This window comes from Pseudoalteromonas sp. SR43-5, assembly GCF_014163835.1.
Classification (GTDB): domain Bacteria; phylum Pseudomonadota; class Gammaproteobacteria; order Enterobacterales; family Alteromonadaceae; genus Pseudoalteromonas; species Pseudoalteromonas distincta.
Window position 1 is genome coordinate 62,239 of sequence record NZ_JACJEA010000003.1, and the last position, 21,417, is coordinate 83,655.

At 40.1% G+C, this 21,417-nt stretch carries 13 protein-coding genes; 12 read left to right on the forward strand and 1 reads right to left on the reverse strand.

Annotated elements, in window-relative coordinates:
* The first annotated feature begins 18 nt into the window (after positions 1–18).
* The 6 genes from H5090_RS02705 to H5090_RS02730 all read left to right on the forward strand — a co-directional run bounded on the left by H5090_RS02705 (position 19) and on the right by H5090_RS02730 (position 12,667).
* On the forward strand, positions 19–1,512 hold the full coding sequence (locus H5090_RS02705) for a tryptophan halogenase family protein (RefSeq protein ID WP_182694969.1): 1,494 nt from the start codon (positions 19–21) through the stop codon (positions 1,510–1,512).
* Positions 1,512–3,368 carry a glycoside hydrolase family 13 protein gene (locus H5090_RS02710; protein ID WP_182694970.1) on the forward strand — a complete coding sequence of 619 codons (1,857 nt, stop codon included), beginning with the start codon at positions 1,512–1,514 and terminating at the stop codon, positions 3,366–3,368. Before H5090_RS02705 ends, H5090_RS02710 begins: the two co-directional genes overlap by 1 nt.
* Positions 3,369–3,456: 88 nt before the next feature.
* A complete protein-coding gene (locus H5090_RS02715) occupies positions 3,457–5,316 on the forward strand; it encodes an alpha-amylase family glycosyl hydrolase (protein ID WP_182694971.1) in 1,860 nt (619 codons plus the stop codon).
* The gene (locus tag H5090_RS02720; protein ID WP_182694972.1) at positions 5,309–6,814 is read left to right on the forward strand and encodes an MFS transporter; all 1,506 of its coding nucleotides are present in this window, start codon (positions 5,309–5,311) and stop codon (positions 6,812–6,814) included. The genes H5090_RS02715 and H5090_RS02720 overlap by 8 nt, the downstream gene beginning before the upstream one ends.
* A gap of 9 nt (positions 6,815–6,823) precedes the next feature.
* Positions 6,824–9,235, forward strand: coding sequence for a glycoside hydrolase family 15 protein (locus tag H5090_RS02725; protein ID WP_182694973.1), 2,412 nt, complete (start codon positions 6,824–6,826; stop codon positions 9,233–9,235).
* A 504-nt stretch (positions 9,236–9,739) separates the two neighbouring features.
* The gene (locus H5090_RS02730; protein WP_182694052.1) at positions 9,740–12,667 is read left to right on the forward strand and encodes a TonB-dependent receptor; all 2,928 of its coding nucleotides are present in this window, start codon (positions 9,740–9,742) and stop codon (positions 12,665–12,667) included.
* 204 nt (positions 12,668–12,871) lie between these two features.
* On the opposite strand, the gene H5090_RS02735 is transcribed toward H5090_RS02730, so the two are convergent.
* Positions 12,872–13,888 carry a LacI family DNA-binding transcriptional regulator gene (locus H5090_RS02735; RefSeq protein WP_024596123.1) on the reverse strand — a complete coding sequence of 339 codons (1,017 nt, stop codon included), beginning with the start codon at positions 13,886–13,888 and terminating at the stop codon, positions 12,872–12,874.
* 290 nt (positions 13,889–14,178) lie between these two features.
* Between H5090_RS02735 and glk the strand changes: the two genes are divergently transcribed.
* The 6 genes from glk (at position 14,179) to H5090_RS02765 (ending at position 21,408) form a co-directional block, all read left to right on the forward strand.
* Positions 14,179–15,171 carry a glucokinase gene (glk, locus tag H5090_RS02740; RefSeq protein ID WP_182694974.1) on the forward strand — a complete coding sequence of 331 codons (993 nt, stop codon included), beginning with the start codon at positions 14,179–14,181 and terminating at the stop codon, positions 15,169–15,171.
* Positions 15,172–15,209: 38 nt separating this feature from the next.
* Positions 15,210–16,223: a LacI family DNA-binding transcriptional regulator gene (locus H5090_RS02745; protein WP_002959752.1), complete on the forward strand. Its 1,014-nt coding sequence runs from the start codon at positions 15,210–15,212 to the stop codon at positions 16,221–16,223.
* A gap of 336 nt (positions 16,224–16,559) precedes the next feature.
* Positions 16,560–18,410: a phosphogluconate dehydratase gene (gene edd, locus H5090_RS02750; protein ID WP_182694975.1), complete on the forward strand. Its 1,851-nt coding sequence runs from the start codon at positions 16,560–16,562 to the stop codon at positions 18,408–18,410.
* 33 nt (positions 18,411–18,443) lie between these two features.
* On the forward strand, positions 18,444–19,064 hold the full coding sequence (gene eda, locus H5090_RS02755; protein ID WP_002959756.1) for a bifunctional 4-hydroxy-2-oxoglutarate aldolase/2-dehydro-3-deoxy-phosphogluconate aldolase: 621 nt from the start codon (positions 18,444–18,446) through the stop codon (positions 19,062–19,064).
* Between the two features lie 9 nt (positions 19,065–19,073).
* Positions 19,074–20,078 carry a type I glyceraldehyde-3-phosphate dehydrogenase gene (gap, locus tag H5090_RS02760; protein WP_182694976.1) on the forward strand — a complete coding sequence of 335 codons (1,005 nt, stop codon included), beginning with the start codon at positions 19,074–19,076 and terminating at the stop codon, positions 20,076–20,078.
* A 205-nt stretch (positions 20,079–20,283) separates the two neighbouring features.
* Positions 20,284–21,408 carry a sterol desaturase family protein gene (locus tag H5090_RS02765; protein ID WP_024597617.1) on the forward strand — a complete coding sequence of 375 codons (1,125 nt, stop codon included), beginning with the start codon at positions 20,284–20,286 and terminating at the stop codon, positions 21,406–21,408.
* Positions 21,409–21,417: the final 9 nt, after the last annotated feature.

Here is a 21,417-nt window from a genome sequence, read left to right on the forward strand (position 1 = left end):
GTAAACGTGGACAATAATATGAAACCAATAAAACACGTCGTAATCGCAGGCGGGGGCACAGCAGGGTGGATAACAGCCGCCTTGCTTAATAAAGTGTTAGGTAAAGTAATCAAAATAACCCTTATTGAGTCAAGTACTATTGGCACTATAGGCGTGGGTGAAGCAACAATTCCGCCTATTATTCAGCTTAATAACGCACTGGGTATAAACGAGCAAGAGTTTATAAACGCTACTAATGCATCTATAAAACTAGGAATTGAGTTCGAAAATTGGAAAACCACCTCTCATAGCTACATGCATGCTTTTGGCTCATTTGGTAAAGACTTCCCCTTTTGCGATTTTTACAATTTTTGGGTAAAAGGGCATATTAGCGGTACAGAAGAAAGCTTATGGGATTTTTCTCTTAACTACCAAGCAGCTAAACAGCATAAGTTTGCACCATTAAATACCATACCTAACACGCAATTACCTGGCTTAAGCTATGCGTACCATTTTGACGCAACTTTATATGCCGAGTTTTTAAAAAAGCTCGCAATGTCACGCGGTGTTGATCATATTGATACCAAAATAGAGCAGGTTGAACAATGTCCTCTATCAGGGAATATAAAATCATTAACCCTTGATAACACACAGCAGATAAATGGCGACCTTTTTATAGACGCTACAGGGCAGCGCGCCTTACTCATAGAGCAAACCCTTAATACAGGTTTTGTAGATTGGTCTCATTACTTACCATGCGACAGCGCCGTTGCAGTGCAATCTCAAGGTACTAGCGAGCTAAAACCTTATACGCGTTCAATTGCACACAGCGCAGGCTGGCAGTGGCAAATACCGCTGCAAAGCCGAATAGGTAATGGCTTGGTGTACCGTAGCCGTTATTTATCTGACGATGCAGCAACGCAGTTATTATTAAATAATTTACCCGCTGAGCCCATTACGGCGCCACGTGTTATAAAATTTAAAACAGGACGGCGCTTAAAGCAGTGGCATAAAAACGTGGTGTCGGTTGGTCTTGCTAGTGGCTTTTTAGAGCCGTTAGAGTCAACTAGTATCCACTTAATACAAAGTGCAGTAACCCGTTTAATAAAGCTGTTTCCTCACAATGGCATAAGCGAAACTTTAGTTACTGAATTTAATAAGCAAAGCGTGATAGAAATAGAGCACATACGCGATTTTATTATTTTGCATTACAAACTGACGGAGCGAGAAGATTCTGCTTTTTGGCGACAATGCAAGCAAATGGACATTCCTCACTCATTGGCCCACAAGCTCAAATTATTTAAGGAAACTGGCAAAGTAGTGCGCGAAAACGATGAACTATTTGCCGAAGTTGCTTGGCAACAGGTATTTATTGGCCAAGGCCTCATCCCCGATGATTACAACAGTATTGTTGACTCATTAAGCAGTGAACAACTAAACGACTTATTTTCTACATTAAAAACGCTTATTACCTCAACAGTAGATCAATTACCCACTCATAAAGATTTTTTAGCAAAAATTAAAAAGGCCTGATGATGCGATTTTTAAACACACTTTTACTTGTAAGTGCCTGTACTTTACCAACCATTAGCTACGCACTTAACGTTGAGCCTGCTAATTGGTGGGTTGGCATGAACAAAAATACCATAACCATCATGGTGCATGAGCAAAATATTGCAAACGAGCAAATTACATTAGCTAAATACAATGGTGTTAAGTTAAATAAAGTAACCCGTACAGATAACCCAAATTATGTATTTTTAAATATTACTATTACTGATACCGCTAAAGCAGGAACGCTTGTGTTTAACAGCAGCGAAGCGAGTCAAAATTTTGAGTTTTCACTACTTGAACGTAATAAAAACAGCGCAAACCGCCAAGGGTTTACATCAGCTGATACGCTTTATTTAATTAACCCAGATCGCTTTGCTAATGGTGATGAGCAAAACGATACTGTCCCTAGCATGCTAGAAGTCGCTGATCCTACTACAAAGGGCGGGCGCCACGGTGGTGATATACAAGGCGTTATAAACGCACTTCCATATTTAAACGATTTAGGCGTAACACAGCTTTGGCTAACCCCAGTGCTTGAAAACAATATGCCTAATTATTCTTACCATGGTTATGCAATTACTGATTTTTATAAGGTTGACCCACGTATGGGCTCAAACCAGTTATATAAAACGCTCTCGGTAAAAGCAAAAGAGCAGGGCATAGGCCTGGTAATGGATATGGTTCTTAACCATTTTGGCTCTGAGCATACTTGGGTTAAAGATAAGCCAACTAAAGATTGGATTAACTTTAATGGCGAGTTTAAAAAAGGTAAAAACGCCACAAGCCATGCGCGCCAAACTATACAAGACCCACACGCGAGTGAATACGACAAGCGCCAGTTTAACGATGGTTGGTTTATAGAAACCATGCCCGATTTAAATCAGCGCCAGCCACTGTTAAGTGAATACTTAATTCAAAATGCTATTTGGTGGATAGAATACGCCGATTTAAGTGGTATTCGTGTTGATACCTACTCTTACTCAGATAAAGCATTTTTGAGTGATTGGACAAAAGCCATAATGCAAGAGTACCCAAATTTTAATATTGTTGGAGAAGAGTGGACGTCTAACCCTGCTATTGCCTCTTACTGGCAACGTGGCAAACATAACCAAGATGGCTATACATCAAGCTTACCAAGCGTGATGGACTTTTCGTTGCAAGAGTCGGTAATTCAAGCACTAAATGAAGATGAAAGCTGGAATACCGGTTGGGTTAAAGTATATGAATCGTTAGCTAATGACTTTTTATACCCAGATACAGATAACATTATGGTATTTGCAGATAACCACGATATGAGCCGTGTTTATACTGAACTTGGCCAAGACGTAGCTAAAACAAAAATGGCGATGACGTTATTTTTAACCACACGTGGTATAGCGCAAATGTATTACGGCACCGAAGTACTATTGGATAACACCCCAAGTAAAGACCATGGTGATATTAGAATCGACTTCCCGGGTGGATTTGAAGGCCAAACACGTAATGCCTTTACCAAAGAGGGCTTAACAAAACAGCAAAAAGACATGCATAACACCATCAGTACGCTGCTTAATTTTAGAAAAAACAGCTCAGCATTAGATAAAGGAAAGCTTGTACATTTTACGCCTCAACAAGGGGTTTATAGTTATGTGCGTATTAGCGACGAGCAAACTGTGTTGGTATTTATGAATAAAAATACACAAACGCTACAAAAAAACATTGAGTATATGCAAGAGGTGATGCCTAACAGCACAACAGCATTTAATTTATTTACTCAAAAAACACAAAAGCTGGGCAAAACCATTGAATTACCAGCGATGAGCGCAACGGTACTCGTTTTAAAAACGCCACAATAGTAACTTGAATACGTATGCAGCAACTGTATGGTTGCTGCAGTAATCTTTAGTATAAAGTTAATAACAATACTGACAAAAAAGACACACAATGAAAAAATCAGTTTATGTATCCGCAGTACTTTGTAGTGCACTTATTGCTACAGGGTGTTCAGAAAATAACAAACCTGAACAACAGCAACCACCTGCACACACGCAAAATGAGTTAACAAAGCCGGTTGTATATCAAGTATTTACTCGCTTGTTTGGTAATACCGAAACAGCCAATGTTTCATGGGGCACTAAAGAGCAAAACGGCGTAGGTAAATTTGCCGACTTTAACGATGCAGCCCTAAAAGGCATTAAAGAGTTAGGCACCACACATGTTTGGTATACCGGTGTGTTACACCATGCGTTAGTGGGCGATTATACCGACTACGGCATTTCGCAAGATGACCCCGATGTAGTAAAGGGCCGTGCAGGTTCACCGTACGCAATTAAGGATTACTACGATGTTAACCCCGACTTAGCCGTTAATGTGACGAACCGCATGGGAGAGTTTAGCCAGCTTATTGAACGTACACATAGCCACGGCATGAAAGTCATTATTGATATAGTGCCTAACCATGTTGCCCGCAATTATCAATCACTTGGAAAGCCTAAAGGCGTTAAAGACTTTGGCGAACAAGACGACACGACTAAAGCGTACGATAAAAACAATAACTTTTTCTACGTACCAGGGCAGTCTTTTCAGGTGCCAACATCGCCAGAGTACAAAGTATTAGGGGGTAATGAAAGCCCATTAGCTGATGGCTTTTTTGATGAAACACCCGCTAAATGGACAGGTAACGGTGCCCGTGCACCAAAACCCGATATAAACGATTGGTACGAAACAGTAAAAGTAAATTATGGCGTAAAGCCAGATGGTAGCTACGATTTTGTTCAATTGCCAAGTGAATACAAAAATAAAGACTACCGTGCTCATTATGCATTTTGGCAAGATAAAGAACTTCCTAACAGCTGGTACAAATTTAGAGACATAGCACTTTTTTGGCTCGATAAAGGCGTTGATGGCTTTAGATACGACATGGCCGAAATGGTGCCAGTAGAGTTTTGGAGTTTTTTAAATTCGTCGATAAAAATGCAAAAAAGCGACGCCTTTTTGTTAGCCGAAGTGTATAACTCGCTAATGTACCGTGCGTATATTCACCAAGGTAAAATGGACTACCTTTACGACAAAGTAGGCTTTTATGACACACTAAAAGCCATTATGCAGGGTAAGCAAGCTGCTAATACTATTTTTGCAGCCCAAAGCCAAGTTACTGATATTGAAGCGCACATGCTGCACTTTTTAGAAAACCACGACGAACAACGCATCGCGAGCCCTGACTTTGCAGGTAACGCTGCGTGGGGTAAACCGGCTATGGTGGTTTCTAACTTAATGAGCCGCGCACCCACGTTATTATATTTTGGTCAAGATGTGGGAGAAGATGGCTCAGAAAACGCAGGATTTGGCACAGCTACACGCACCAGTATTTTTGACTACATTGGCGTGCCAGCGCACCAAGCATGGATGAATAATGGCAAGTTTGACGGTGCTAATTTAACACAAGAGCAAGTAGCTCTTCGTGACTACTACAAAGCGATTATGTCACTAAATAGTTTACCTGCTGTGGTAGGCGGTGAAATGACTGAGCTTAGCGTTACAGGAAGTGAGCGAGTTGTAGGTTTTACGCGCAAACTTGGCCAACAAGCGCTGTACGTATTAAGTAACTTTAGTGAACAACCTCAAACAATTACGGTTAATTTATCAAAGGCACAATTAGGAGCAATGAGTGAAAATACGCTATTAAATGATTTACTTGAAAATCACACCACCCAGCTTAAAGCTCACCCGCAAGGCGCTACATTTAACCTCACACTTGATGCATTTAGCAGCGCAGTTTTAACTAATAAGGCTAATCATGAATAATCAAAATAATAATTATGACAGCAACAAACCAAACCTGAGTTTTTGGCAAATATGGAATATGTGCTTTGGTTTTTTAGGTATTCAATTTGGCTTTGCACTACAAAACGGCAATGTGAGCCGAATATTTCAAACATTAGGCGCACAAGTTGATGATATTCCCATTTTATGGGTTGCAGCCCCACTTACAGGCTTAATTGTTCAGCCTATTATAGGTTATTGGAGCGATAAAACGTGGGGGCGCTTTGGCCGTCGTCGTCCGTTCTTTTTTATAGGCGCAGTGTTAACAACGCTTTCACTATTTATTATGCCGCATTCACCAACGCTTTGGATTGCCGCGGGTATGTTATGGATCATGGATGCGTCAATCAACGTAACCATGGAACCGTTTAGAGCACTTGTTGGTGATAACTTGCCAGAAAAACAACGCGCGACAGGTTACGGTTTACAAAGCTTTTTTATTGGTATTGGTGCTGTACTAGCCTCAGCATTACCATGGATGATGACTAATTGGTTTGATGTAAGCAATACCGCAGCCCCAGGGCAAATTCCTGAATCTGTTAAATACTCATTTTATTGGGGCGGGGTGGTGTTACTTGTTGCCGTGCTTTGGACCGTGGCACGTACTAAAGAATACAGCCCTGAGCAATTAGCGGCTTTTGAAAAGCAAAGCGCTCAACCTACTACAAGCAAACTGGTTAATATTAACTTTAATAAAGGTGCCATTATTTTTGTGGTACTGGGTTTAGCAACTCTTGCATTAGTCATGGGCTTATCCCTTGAAAAAGAATTATACCTACTTGCTGGTGGTTTATTAGCGTTTGGTATTGTGCAGTGGATTGCAGCGGCGCTTAAAAGTGCGAATAAAACCCAAGGTGGTTTTTACCAAGTAGTACAAGACGTATTTACTATGTCAGAGGCCATGAAGCAGCTTGCTTGGGTGCAGTTTTTTAGCTGGTTTACTTTATTTGCTATGTGGATTTATACCACCGCTGCAGTAACAAGCTTTCATTATGGTAGTAGCGATGCAACCTCTAAAGCATTTAACGATGGTGCTGACTGGGTGGGTATTTTATTTGCCGCCTACAATGGATTTGCCGCAATTGCCGCTATGTGTATTCCATTTTTAGTAAAAAAAATGGGATTAAAAGGCGCGCATTGCTTTAATTTATTGCTGGGCGCGTTAGGTCTTGCAAGCTTTATGTTTATTCGAGACCCTAAAATGTTACTTATACCTATGATAGGCGTAGGGTTTGCGTGGGCGTCTATTTTATCACTCCCGTATGCCATGTTAAGTAACGCACTACCGAGTAACAAAATGGGCGTTTATATGGGGATTTTTAATTTTTTTATAGTTATACCTCAGTTACTTGCCGCCAGCATTTTAGGGCTCATTTTACGCCACGTATTTTCTAATCAGCCTATTTACGCATTGTTAATTGGTGCAGCCTCGTTCGTTGTCGCTGCCGTTGCGGTAATGCGCGTTAAAAATTCAAATTAAGGACACACAATGAAAAAATATAACCTTATAACCGCCTCACTTTTAACGTTAGGTTTAACGGCTTGCGGCGCTCAAAACACAAGCACAACTAACGAAAGTACCACAGCACAGGTTACATCAGCCCCAGGCGCCCCAGGCGCAGAGCCTTTTTGGGCTTATGCGGGTAAAACAGGTATTGGCACGTCATACGAGCAATACCAAAACGGCCAATACAGTGATTCAGCTGCAACGGGCGATGTATCTAAGGTGTGGTTTTCAATTGCTAAAGGTATGATCACCGAAACCATGTTTGGGCTTATTCACCAAGCTCAAATAAAAGACATGCAATTTATAGTAACAGGTAAAGACTTTACCGTTAGTGAAGCTGATGATTTAGATGTCACCATTGATTACTTACATAAAGATGCACAAGGTCGCCCGTTATCGCTGGCTTATAAAGTAACAAGCACTGATAAACAAGGCCGCTTTAGCCTCGAAAAACACATATTTACTGACCCAGGTGGGCAAACCCTGTTTGTACGCAGCGTATTTAATACTGAGCTTGAAGGGTTAAAAGCATATGTGTCTGTTAATCCGTATATTAATAATAACGGGCTAGGTGACTTCGCTAAAACGACTGAGCAAGGCCTTGTCGCATGGGAAGACGATAACTATTTATCACTTCAATCAGCGACCTCATTTAAAGATAAAACAGTGGGCTTTACCGGTGAAAGCGATGGTATTAACGCACTTAAAACTACGCAATCTATAAATACACAATACATAAATACCGGCGATACAGCAGGTAATGTAAGCATGCTTGCAGAGCTTGGCGACATAAGCGCGAATACCACCTTTGATTTAGCACTTAGTTTTGGTAAAACGCAGCAGCAAAGTATAAAGCAAGGCGAAAAAAGCTTAGCAAAAGGGTACCAAGCGGTGCTTGATCACTATAACGGTAAAGGTGAAGCGCTAGGCTGGGAAGATTACCTACAAAGTCTCAAACCGCTCAATAAAATGATTGAACAAACAGCCGATAACGGTAAGCTTTTATACACCAGCGCCATGGTTCTAAAAGCACAAGAAGATAAAACACACGCAGGGGCATTAATTGCTTCTCTATCTAATCCATGGGGCGAAACGGTTTCGGCTAAAGAGGGCTCTACTGGCTATAAAGCAGTATGGGTGCGCGACTTTTATCAAGTAGCCATGGCCTTTATGGCACTCGGCGATACAGCCACAGCAAAAACAGCGTTTGAATACCTTGAAAAAGTGCAAGTAAATAGCAAAACACCAGGTAATAAAGGCGATACAGGCTGGTTTTTACAAAAAACGCACGTAGATGGTGAGCTTGAATGGGTCGGCGTACAGCTTGACCAAACAGCTATGCCTATTATGCTTGCTTGGAAGTTACATAAAGCCAATGTACTTAGTGATGAAGAGCTAAAAAGCTGGTACGGAAAAATGTTAAAACCCGCGGCTGATTTTTTGGTTGATGGCGGCCTTGCTAAAATTTTATGGAACGACACGCAAATTACACCACCGGCAACCCAACAAGAGCGTTGGGAAGAGCAAAGCGGTTATTCGCCTTCGACTACTGCAGCAATAGTAGCTGGCCTTATTACAGCCAGTGATATTGCAACACTAAGTGGCGATGATACAAACGCAAAGCGCTACTTAGATACAGCTAAAAAATACAGCAGCGATATTGAATCGCAAATGTTTACCACTAAAGGTAACTTAAAAGGTGAGAATAGCGATGGCGAATACTTTATTCGTATAGGCCAAGATACCGATGCAAACTCAAACACTAAAATTAACGCTAATAATGGCCGCGAAGGGTTTAATAAAAAGCAAATTTTAGATGGCGGTTTTTTAGAGCTAGTACGGTATGGCGTACGCGGTGCAAATGATGAAAGCATCGTTAAAACACTACCTGAGTACGATGACGAAACACTAGAAGATAACCTACAAATTAAATACAGCTTTAGCTTTGACGACGGCAGCGGCACATTTGCAGGCTATCGCCGCTATGGTAATGATGGCTACGGCGAAGATGAAGTAACGGGCACAAACTATGCCGAGGGTGGCAGTAATACACCAGGCCAACGTGGTCGTGTATGGCCGTTTTTCACAGGTGAACGTGGCCACTATGAAATAGCAGCAGCTAACGCAAACAACGCCTTTGATGATGCTAAACAAGCGCAAATTAAAAATAGTTATGTTAAAGGTTTGGAGCAATTTGCCAATAAAGGGCTAATGCTACCAGAGCAAGTATGGGATGGTGTAGGTGTAAATAAAGCTGGTCATGCGTTAGGCGAGGGCACAAACTCAGCAACGCCACTTGCATGGACACATGCAGAATACATTAAGCTTGTACGCTCACTCAGTGATAAACAAGTATGGGATTATTATCCAGTGGTTGGCGAGTCACTTAATTAGTTGTCTTAAAATCACACAAAAAAAGTTCCTAATTAGGAACTTTTTTTCTCTTAATTTAGTTTTGTTTTATGCAATGGTTCCTAATTGAAAAAGTGTTGTGTGAATATTTATGCAGCTCAGCCAATATAATAATTAGTTATAAATCGCGTTTTGGCGTATAGGCTTTATCTTTTTTTACTGTTTCAGGCCCCTAAACTTACAAATGACAGGGTTGTTGTTGTGTTTGGCTCATTGTCTCCGTGAATAGTTATTGGTGTTAATTTTGTGTTCATTATCCTGATTTTCTGTTCGTGCTATTTGTTTTTGTTAATCCATTGTTTCTATTGATATATCCATGGTTAACCGCTATCGCATTTTGTTGGCAAGTTTATTTTTATTGTGTTATTAATTTGTTTCTCTTGTAGGTTAAGAGGTGTTATTTAATTTATATAAGTAATTTTTATGTGAATTTAAATAATGTAATACATAAAAAATAATAATTTAATTATCTAGGGATAAATCAAGATGAACCATAATTTTTCTAAGACATTTAAACGCTCATTTACTGCTGCAGCAGTTGCAATGACGTTAAGTGCGGCAATGCCTGCAATGGCAGATAACGTTAACGGCGCTATAAAAGGTAGCTTAACGGCTCAGTCAGGTGTTTCGCTAGCGGGTGCAACAATAACAATAACAGATGACACTAAAGGTTATTCAAAAACGCTTATTGCAGATTCTAACGGCGAGTTCGATCTAAAACAGGTACCGGTAGGCAAGTATAATATAGTAGTTTCACAAGCTGGTTTTGACCAAGCTCAAGTTAAAGATGTAGTAATAGGAGTTGGTAAAACAGCTCTTATTGAAATTCCACTAACTACAGGTAATATCGAAAGAATTGCAGTTGTCGGTGGTTCTATTCGTGCGATAGATGTTTCTGCATCAGAATCTTCACTCAATATTAGCTCTGAAGAACTAGAACTTTTACCTATATCTCGCTCTGTAACTTCAGTTGCATTGCTTGCGCCTGGCGCAACTGAAGGGGACAGTCGTTTTGGCGACCAAGCTTCATTTGGTGGTGCTTCTGTAGCTGAAAATGCTTATTACGTGAATGGTCTAAATATGACTAATTTCCGAAATGGTCTTGGTGGCGCAACAATCCCTTTCACCGCGTACGATAGCTTCCAAGTTAAGACGGGTGGTTATTCTGCAGAGTTTGGGCGTACTACCGGTGGATTAATCTCATCAGTTACTAAATCTGGTTCTAATGATTTTCACTTTGGTGTTGAAACGATTTATTCGTCTGACTCATTAAGTGAGCAAGCTCCTAATTCACTTTATAAACAAAATGATCGTTGTGAAGACGCTGATGGGCATTGTATTGGTGATTTATATGTTAATAACCAAGACGACTATGACAACTCATTTGAAACAAGTATTTATGCTTCAGGTGCGATAATTGAAGATACATTATTTTTCTATGGTATTTACACTGCAAGAGATAATGACTACGAATATGGTAATGCATCTCAAACAGATTTAACAGTTGAAAAAGATGATGACCCATATTACCTAGCACGCTTTGACTGGAATATTAACGAAGATCATCAACTAATGCTTTGGGGCTTTAGTGACAAACGCACTTATTCAGAAAAAACAATTTCAGATCCTCAAGGAAATGGTAATTATACTGTAGATGGTGGCACAGCTTATCATAAGCGAGGCGGAGAAAGTTTTGCAGTTCGCTATACTGGTAACCTTACAGATGATCTAAGTATGTCAGCAATGTTTGGCCAAGTTAAGTTTTCAGAAACTGATTACTCAGACTTCGATGATTGTCCTACAGGTTATGATGCCGATTTAGGTGAGGATACTACATGTTATGTAAACTTTACCGTTGGTGAAAATGAAGATAAACGCGAGCAATTGCGAGTTGACTTTGATTACTACCTAAACGATGAGCACACGTTAAGATTTGGCTATGATTCTGAAACTAATACAGCTGATTCAACAACACAAAACTCTGGTGGCGTTTACTACTATTATCGTACATATGAAGAAGGCGCAAGGCTGGCTAATGGTTATGTCTTACCTGAAGAAATGAAGACAACACGTGTACGCGATTATAAAAATGGCGGTTCGTTTGAAGTAGAAAACTGGGCTATTTATATTGAAGATCAATGGTCAGTTACTGAAGATTTAACATTAACATTAGGCCTCCGTAATGATAGCTTTACTAACTACAATGCAGATGGCGAAGAGTTTGTTTCTATTGATAACCAAATTGCTCCTCGTATAGGTGGTTCTTGGGATATTAATGGAGATGGCGATAGTAAGTTGTTCTTCACTGCTGGTCGTTATTATCTACCAGTAGCAGCTAATACAAATATTCGTTTAGCTGGTGCAGAAACGTACATCCAAACTTGGTACGCCTATGAAGGGTTAAATGCTGACGGTACCCCTGTTGGTTTAGGTACTCAGCTAGGTGATCCTGCTATTTCTAATGGTGGTGACGGTACTGCAAAACCATCAAATACCTTATCTGATAAAGATCTTGAACCTATGTATAACGATGAGTATATGATTGGTTATCAAGCAGCAATTAATGATGATTGGTCTTGGGGAGTCAAGGCTACTTACCGTGTTTTAGGTAATCAAATTGATGATGGTTCTTATATCTTTAGTGATGAAAATGGTGAATATTTAGGTGAAAACTGGTTCTTATTTAACCCTGGTAATGGCGCTACTTTCAATTTTGATCTTGATGGTGACGGCACCACTGAAGAATATAGCTTTAGTGCAGAAGAGTTAGGTTATCCGGATGCTAAGCGTAAATATGCATCAGTTGATTTAACATTAGAGAAAACATGGGATCAGGTTTGGTCTTTAAAAGCGCTATACACATGGTCTCACAACTATGGTAATACAGAAGGTTTTGTTAAATCTGATAATGGTCAAGATGATGCAGGTCTTACGCAAGATTGGGATTACCCTTATTTAATGGATGGTGCTAATGGTAATCTACCTGCAGATCGTCGTCATAACATTAAAATTTATGGTGCTTTTGCTGTTACAGAAGACTTCTTAATTGGTGCTAATGTTAATATCGCATCTGGACGTCCTTGGACTGCTTTAGGTCAAGGTTATACTCCAGACCCTGATAAATACGTATACGGTGATACTTACTACGTAGGTGACAAACGTTTCCCTCGTGGCAGCATGGGTACTACACCATGGACAGCACGCTTAGATCTTAACTTTACTTATAACCTTCGCTTTAACGATCAGAAAGTTCGTTTAGCTATGGATGTATTTAACGTATTTGATGCTTCTACTGAAACTCGTTACGACGAAGCTGCAGAAATAGCTGCTGGCGATGGAAATGCTACGTTTGGTTTAGCTCAGTCTTACCAGTCTCCTCGTAGAATTCAATTATCTGCGTCTTACGATTTTTAATAACTTGTTAGTATGAGTTAAAAGTTGTTTAATAAAAGCCTCGTTAGAGGCTTTTTTTATATCTAAATTTTGAATTTTTATGAGATATGAATAGATCAGAAAGAAAAGTGAAATGAATAGATAAAAATATACTGAATAAATTAGTGTCGTTGTAACTTCCAATTAAAACCGTTTATAAATTCTACTTTATTTTATCAGCCCGGCTCAGCTTGACTTTCTAGGAATGAGAATAGGAGGCAACAGGGTGCTTTGAACTTCTTCACCACGTATCAGTTTTAATAGGTTCTCTACTAACATTTGCCCAGCAATAGTGGTGTTTTGCTCTATTGTAGTTAGTGGTGGGTTTACATAACTTGCAATGGCTATATTATCAAAGCCGACTACCGCAACATCTTTCGGCACGTTAATATTTGCTTCTTTAAGTGCGCGTATAGCCCCTATAGCAATTAAGTCACTTGCAGCAAATAAGGCGTTAAATTTAATATTATTAGCAATTAGTGAGCGTGTGGCGTGATAACCTGATTCTTCAGTAGATATAGCATTAGCCATTTTACGTTCATTTATTTTAACGTTGTTAGCCAATAGCTCATCTTTAAAACCCTGAAAACGACTAAAAAATTCGGGGCTGTGATCAGAAGCATCACCAATAAAAGCGCAATCAGTTCTGCTATGCGCAATAAAGTGCTCAGCGGCGAGCTTACCGCCACCGTAGTTATCACAACAAACAGTTAAATCGGGACGGTTATCTACCGTTGCACCCCAGCAAACAAACTTAGTGTTTTGTTCAAGTAAGGTGTTAAATTTTGGTTGGTAATCAATGTAATCGCCATACCCGAGTAAAATAATGCCATCAGCTCTGTGGCTGTCTTCGTAGTCTGCTTGCCAATCAGCACTGGCCGATTGAAATGAAACTAATAAATCGTAACCTTCTTTAGCGCAAGCACGGGTAATACTGCCAAGCATGGCTAAAAAGAAAGGATTTATTTGGGACTCGTCAGAAGTGGGATCTTCAAACAACAATAATGCAAGCGTACTACTTTGTTGAGTGCGAAGGTTACTCGCATTTTTATCAACTTTATAATTAAGCTTTTTGGCTATATCGAAAACACGCTTGCGTGTTTCTTCATTAACAAGGTGGCTGTTACGTAAAGCGCGAGATACAGTCGATTGAGATACCCCTGCATAGTGGGCAATATCAAATGAGGTAGCTTTACCTTTCATTGTTACAACTTAATTAAATTGATAAATAATTGTGTCATTTTCGTTTATTGATGAATAATTTCAAGCTTTTTGTGAATTAACGTATATTTTTATTGATAAATTCCTGACACCGGTGTCATAATGTCAGTGTTTTATCATTTTGTTGTCAAAACGTATTCGCTGTCTATATCTTTATAGGCAGCATTTTTTACTGTGATAGCTACTTTGAGGTGATAGCTCAAAGTATAAATAACAATGGTACACCATTGTAAAATAATAAGCATGAGTCGCTTAACAAAAGAGATAATACTATGAGCCCAAACGCTTCTGCCCAATTTGATCCCATCTTAGTTGCTGATGTCGGCGGCACTAATGCCCGCTTTGCTTTAATAACTACTTTTAATGAACAGACTAACCAATTTATAATAGAGCACATTAATATTTTTCCTAGTGCCAATTTTGGTTCTCTTGAAAGTGCGCTCGAGCAATATTTACAAACCGTCCCACATATTGCACCCAAACGCGCATGTTTAGCCGTTGCAGGGCCAATAAAAGCCGGGCAAGTGCATTTAACCAATTTAGGTTGGCATTTTAGCGTCAGTGAATTTAAAACTCATTTTGATTTACAACAACTTGAAGTCATTAATGATTTTGCTGCCTTTGCTTACGCTGCCCCTTACTTAGATCCTAAACAAAATGTCATTGTTAAATCAGGTCAAGCTGATGATAACGCAAACATTGGTGTTATAGGTCCAGGTACTGGTTTTGGTGCCGCGTGCTTAGTTAGAACGTCTCAATCTACCGCAGTGCTAAGTTCAGAAGGGGGGCATATATCACTTGCACCTGTTAATGAACTCGATACTTTATTATTAAATGAGTTACGTAAAGATCATCCCCATGTTTCTATCGAAACAGTTTTTTCAGGTCCTGGCATAACGCATTTATACAAAGCAATGTCTGCGGTTAAGGGTGTAACAGCTAAAAATTTAGATGCCGCACAAATTAGCAGCCTTGCAAATAGTGGTGAATGTGATGTGTGTGATGCAACCTTAAACCAGTTTTGTGATTGGATTGGCAGTGTTGCCGGTGATTTAGCGGTTGTTTATGGCGCGTTAGGTGGATTATTTATTGGCGGTGGAATACTACCTCGTATGCAAGCGAGACTTCTTGAGAGTCGTTTTGTTGAACGATTTTCGCAAAAGGGTATTATGTCGCAGTACGCAGGACAAATCCCTGTAACACTCGTAACACAAGACAACATACCGCTTATTGGCGCTGCTGCGTGTTTACACAATAGCAAATAGGGCTTTGGTCTTACAGGTTGTATTTGGATAATGGACAGATGAAAAAAGTAACCATAAATAGTGTAGCAAGCCATGCAGGGGTTTCTAAAAAAACCGTCTCACGCGTGTTAAACAATGAGCCTAATGTAAGTGCCGCCACCCGAGAAAAGGTGCTTGCGGTATTTAAAGAGCTTGATTACACCCCAAATCCAATTGCACGAGGTCTTGCTCAAAATCGTAGCTTTATTATTGGCTGTTTATACGATAACCCAAGTAAAAGTTATATTACCCGAGTGCAAACGGGCGCCTTAGAAGCGTGTAAAGAAAACAACTATAATTTATTGATACACCCTTGTGAGTTTCGTGGTGAAGCACTTATAAATAATATTGAGCAATTACTACAAACTTCTCGATTAGATGGCATTGTGCTAACACCTCCTTTTGGTGATTTTGCTGAGCTTGCTTCTTTTTTAAAATCTAAAAAAATTCCTTATGCAAGAGTTGCTTCAGCTTTACTACAAGATGATTCAATTTCAGTGCGTAGTAACGACGAGCAAGGCGCATTTGAGATTACCGAGCATTTAATTAACCTCGGTCATAAGTCTATAGCCTTTATTAAAGGGCATCCAGATCACAGTGCCACGCAACAACGTTTTAAAGGTTACAGGCGTTCACTTGCAAGCCATGGTATAGAATTTGATGAGCGCTTAGTAGAGGAGGGTAACTTTAGTTATCACTCAGGTGTAGATAGTGCACGCAGCATATTAGATTTATCCCCTAGGCCAACCGCTGTATTTGCATCAAACGATTACATGGCGGCTGCCGTACTTAAATTAGCAACTCAGCGCCAATTAAAAGTGCCTGATGACATTTCAATAGCTGGGTTTGATAATGCGCCCATTGCACGTCATATTTGGCCCGGGTTAACAACGATTGCACAGCCCGTTGAAGAGATGACTAAACAAGCCGTAACGCAACTTATTTCACACATAGCTCAACCACAAGAGCAGCCGTATCAGGTAACGCTTGAGTCGCGCTTGATTACACGCGAGTCTACCTCAGCAATAAAATAGTGAGTTTAAAACACTTTCACAGTAGCCCGAATATGAGTGACGTTTATTCGGGCTTTTTTTTACTCTGAACTTGCTAAAACATGCTTTGTGCCTAAAAATCAATTAGGTCATTATTCGGTCATGTTAAAATATTAAACTATTTTTGTTACCTGGGGTTGACACCGGTGTCATTGCTATGCGTTAATACAGTGACACCGGTGTCAGGGTTGTTGTGAGAGGCTCCCTGGTAGCGTACCTTTGAACGGGTAAATCAAAGATGCTCAGTACAGTTATTTACGTGGAGTCTGTAGTTGCTACTGAGCCTTTATCCTCTAACTAATAGAGATGAGTTAAATTATGTTACATCCTCGTATTCAAGAAGTTACCCAGCGCGTTATCGAACGCAGTAAAAATACCCGTCAAGATTATTTAGATCGCATTTCGCACGCAAAAAAACAAACAAGAGTTCGTGCTGGTTTAGGTTGCGGAAATATAGCCCATGTTATGGCTGCATGTAGCAGTGATGACAAAGCGCGCTTAAAGGCTGATGAGCAGCCAAATCTTGCTATTATCAACTCATATAACGATATGTTATCGGCTCATGTGCCATACAAAGACTACCCAGATTTAATTAAAGACATTGCAACAAAATACGATGCTACAGCTCAAGTTGCTGGTGGCGTTCCTGCAATGTGTGATGGTGTTACGCAAGGGCGTGACGGCATGGAACTTTCACTTTTTTCTCGCGATGTAATTGCTATGTCTACAGCAATTTCTCTTTCGCACGATGTGTTTGATGGCGTTTTTTGTTTAGGCGTTTGTGACAAAATTGTTCCTGGTTTATTAATTGGTGCATTGTCGTTTGGTCATTTACCTGTGTTCTTTTTACCAGCAGGTCCAATGCAATCAGGTATTCCAAATAAAGAAAAAGCACGTATTCGCCAAAAGTTTGCACAAGGTTTAGTGAGCCGCGAAGACTTACTCGAAGCTGAAAGTGCGTCTTATCACAGCGCTGGTACATGTACGTTCTACGGTACTGCCAATTCAAACCAAATGTTAATGGAAATAATGGGCTTACACCTTCCAGGTAGCTCGTTTATTAATCCTTACACTGAGCTTCGCGATGGCCTTACAGGTAATGCTGTAGAAACAATGCTCAAGCAGCTTACAGATGATAAAGAAAGCCCGTGTTTAGCCGATGTGATCAGCGAAAAAACTATTATAAATGGTTTAGTGGGTCTGCTTTCTACAGGTGGTTCTACTAACCATGCTATCCATATTGTTGCGATAGCAAAAGCTGCCGGCATTCAGGTTACGTGGAAAGATATGTCTGACTTATCAGAAGTTGTACCACTTCTTACACGTATTTACCCTAACGGATCAGCTGATGTAAACCACTTCCAAGCAGCTGGCGGTATGGGTTTCTTAATGCGAGAACTAGCAAGCGCTGGTTACTTATATACAGACGTTAAAACAATGCTAGGCGATGGTTTAGCACCATACATGACAGAGCCTCGTTTAGATAAAGACGATAGTTTGATCATGAGCGACTCAACTGGCCCAACTAAAGTTAAATGGGTAGATTGCCCAGCAAACTCGCACGATGAAGAAGTACTTCGTCCAGTGAGTAACCCATTTAGTAAGCAAGGTGGTCTGCAACTTCTAACTGGCAACTTAGGTAAAGCTGTTATCAAAGTGTCAGCGGTTGCTGAAGAACATCAAACCGTTACTGCTCCTGCAAAAGTATTTAGCTCACAAAGTGCTCTTCAAGATGCATACACTCGTGGCGAATTAAACCAAGACTTTATTGCCGTGCTAAAAGAGCAAGGCCCTAAAGCGAAAGGTATGCCAGAGCTACACAAGTTAACGCCAGTAATGGCAACGCTTCAAGATGAAGGCTTTAAAGTAGCCATTGTTACTGACGGTCGTATGTCGGGTGCATCAGGTAAAGTACCTGCTGCTATTCACTTAGCACCAGAGGCAGTAGAAGGCGGCATTATTGCTAAAATCCGAGAAGGCGATTTAGTGACGCTTGATGCGCCAAACGGAATCTTAAAAGTACACGTTAGCGACGAAGAGCTTGCTAAGCGTGAAGCAGAACTTAGCCTGCCAAGTGCAACATTTGGTACAGGTCGTGAATTATTTACTGGATTTAGAAATATCGTAAGCAGTGCCGATTTAGGCGCGAGTGCTTTTGGACTTGAATAAATATTAGCCATACTGGGTAATGAGGAACAAGTAATGAGTATTGAAAAAATCTTAGCATCGGCACCCGTAGTGCCAGTGGTTGTAATCGAAAAATTAGAAGATGCAGCACCACTTGCAAGAGCTTTATACAACGGTGGCTTAAAAGCCTTAGAAATAACACTACGTACACCCATTGCTGCAGAAGCTGTAAAGCTAATGAAAGCAGAAGTACCTGAAGCCTATGTAGGTACTGGTACGGTAGTAGATAAGGCAAGTTTTGATCTTTCGGTTGCCGCTGGTGCTGATTTTATGGTGAGTCCAGGTGTTAGTGATGAGCTTATTGCTTTAGCTAAAACATCAGATATACCATTTTTACCAGGCGCTGCAACTGCAAGTGAAGTTATGCAACTTGCGTCGCATGGTTTTAAGTATTTAAAATTCTTCCCAGCAGAAGCTGCAGGCGGAACAGCTATGCTTAAATCAATCGGTGGCCCATTACCACATATTACTTTTTGCCCAACTGGCGGCATTAGCCTAGCAACTGCTCCTAATTATTTAGCGCTTAACAACGTTATTTGTGTTGGTGGTACGTGGATGCTAGATAAACAACTAATTGAAAATAAAGACTGGCAAGCAATTGAAGCGCTTGCTCGCCAAGCAAGTGAACTTAAATAGGAGTCTAAAATGATTAATGTAGCAATTAACGGGTACGGCCGTATCGGTAGAAATGTTTTACGTGCACTTTATGAGTCAGCTCAAAACAGCGAAATTAAAATTGTAGCAATTAACGATTTAGCACCAGCTAACGTAAATGCACATTTAACGCAATATGACTCAGTTCATGGTCAATTTTCAAAAAAAGTAACACTTGAAAACAACACTATGCTAATTGGGGATGACGTAATTACGTTAACGCAAGAGCGTGACCCTGCAAACTTACCGTGGAAAGAGCTAAACGTAGATATCGTTTTAGAATGTACTGGTTTTTTCACTAAACGTGATGACGCCGCTAAGCACATTACTGCAGGCGCGAGAAAAGTAATCGTATCTGCTCCAGGTACTGGTTTAGATGCAACAGTAGTGCATGGTGTAAACAGCGATGTAATTAATGCTGACAGCAATATCATTTCTAACGCTTCTTGTACTACTAACTGTTTAGCGCCAATTGCAAAAGCAATTAACGACACAGTAGGTATTGAGCAAGGTAGCATGACGACTATTCACGCTTACACCAACGATCAAAACTTATCTGACGTTTACCACCCAGATTTATACCGTGCGCGTAGTGCAACTCAATCTATGATCCCAACTAAAACAGGTGCTGCGGCAGCTGTTGGTTTAGTATTACCAGAACTTGCTGGTAAATTAGATGGTATGTCGGTACGTGTACCTACAATCAATGTTTCTTTAGTTGATTTTACGTTTATCACTAAGCGTGATACGACTGCAGAAGAAATCAATGCAATCATGAAAGAAGCATCAACGGGTTCAATGAAGAGTATTTTAGAATATAACGAGCTTCCGCTTGTTTCTATCGACTTTAACCATAACCCAGCGTCGTCTATCTTTGATGCAACGCAAACTAAAGCCAATGGCAAACTAGTTAAAGTAATGGCTTGGTACGACAATGAGTGGGGTTTCTCAAACCGCATGTTAGACCAAGTTAAAGCATTAGGTCAGTACTTATAATTGACCTTGTAAAAGTTTAGCTTTATCCAACCAAGCCACGCATTGCGTGGCTTTTTTGCGTTTAGTTTATCTGTATATTTGCAATTCAAAATTAGAAGGGAACTATTTGTATTTTTTATACCCTAAATTTTGTTAATATGTGGGTGTGTAAATCAATGGAATTTCGTTGTATTTAATCAACTCAACGACGCAAGGAATAATAAAAATGATCAGAGCTCTATCGCGAAAAGTATTTCGCACAAATCATCTTCAGATAGGTGAGGGCAACATAAGTGGCTACATAGCCTGCTTTTTAGCAATACTGAGTTGCTTAGGCGTATTAGCGTTTCACTTTCCTGAATATTTAACCACACCAGAGCTGAGAAAAAGCTACAGCGTCGACTTTTTACGTCAGCTTATGTTTGCATCATTATTGGTCTCGGGCAGTTTAGGATTACTTAACTTTGTACGTAATACCAATAAGCGTTTAGGGGCTACAGCGTGGTTTTTTATTTTACTCGCTATTATGTTTGGCGGACCAAACGTTGAAGTAAACGAATTTGCTTCTGATACACCTTATATAGGGCTTGATTGGTTTATTTTAGATTTACTCGGCTCAACACTTATATTTATTGTGATTGAAAAGTTATTACCTCATCGTAAAGATCAAAAAATATTACGTAGCGAATGGCGAGGCGATTTAAACCACTTTTTTGTAAATCATTTAATTATTGGTTTTGTATTACTCGTTACTAACCACTTTGTGCATTATGGCTTTGGCTGGGCTGTATCATCTACAGTACAAGGTTATATAGAGCAAACACCCTTTATAGTGCAGTTGTTTTTAATAATACTCGTGGCTGATTTAATGCAGTATTGGGTGCATCGTGCCTATCACGAAGTCCCTTTATTATGGCGCTTTCATGGCGTACATCACAGTGCTAAAGAAATGGATTGGTTAGCGGGCTCTCGCCAGCATATTCTTGAAATACTCGTAACGCGCAGCTTAGTGCTCACGCCTATATTTGTACTTGGTTTTTCACAGCAAATAATTAGTTTGTACGTAATAATTGTGGGTTTGCAGGCTGTGTTTAACCATGCAAATGTGCGTGTGAAATTTGGTTGGCTAAAATATTTTATGGTTACACCGCAGTTTCACCATTGGCATCATGCGTCAGATAAAGCCGCGATTGACCGAAATTACGCTGCACATTTTTCGTTTTTAGATTATGTGTTTGGTACTGCTGTTAAAGGCCAAAAAGAGTGGCCACAAGCGTATGGTGTAGTCGGGGATTACATGCCCGTAGGTATGCTTAAACAACAGGTTTACCCGTTTAAGCGCACTAAATAAGTACGGAAA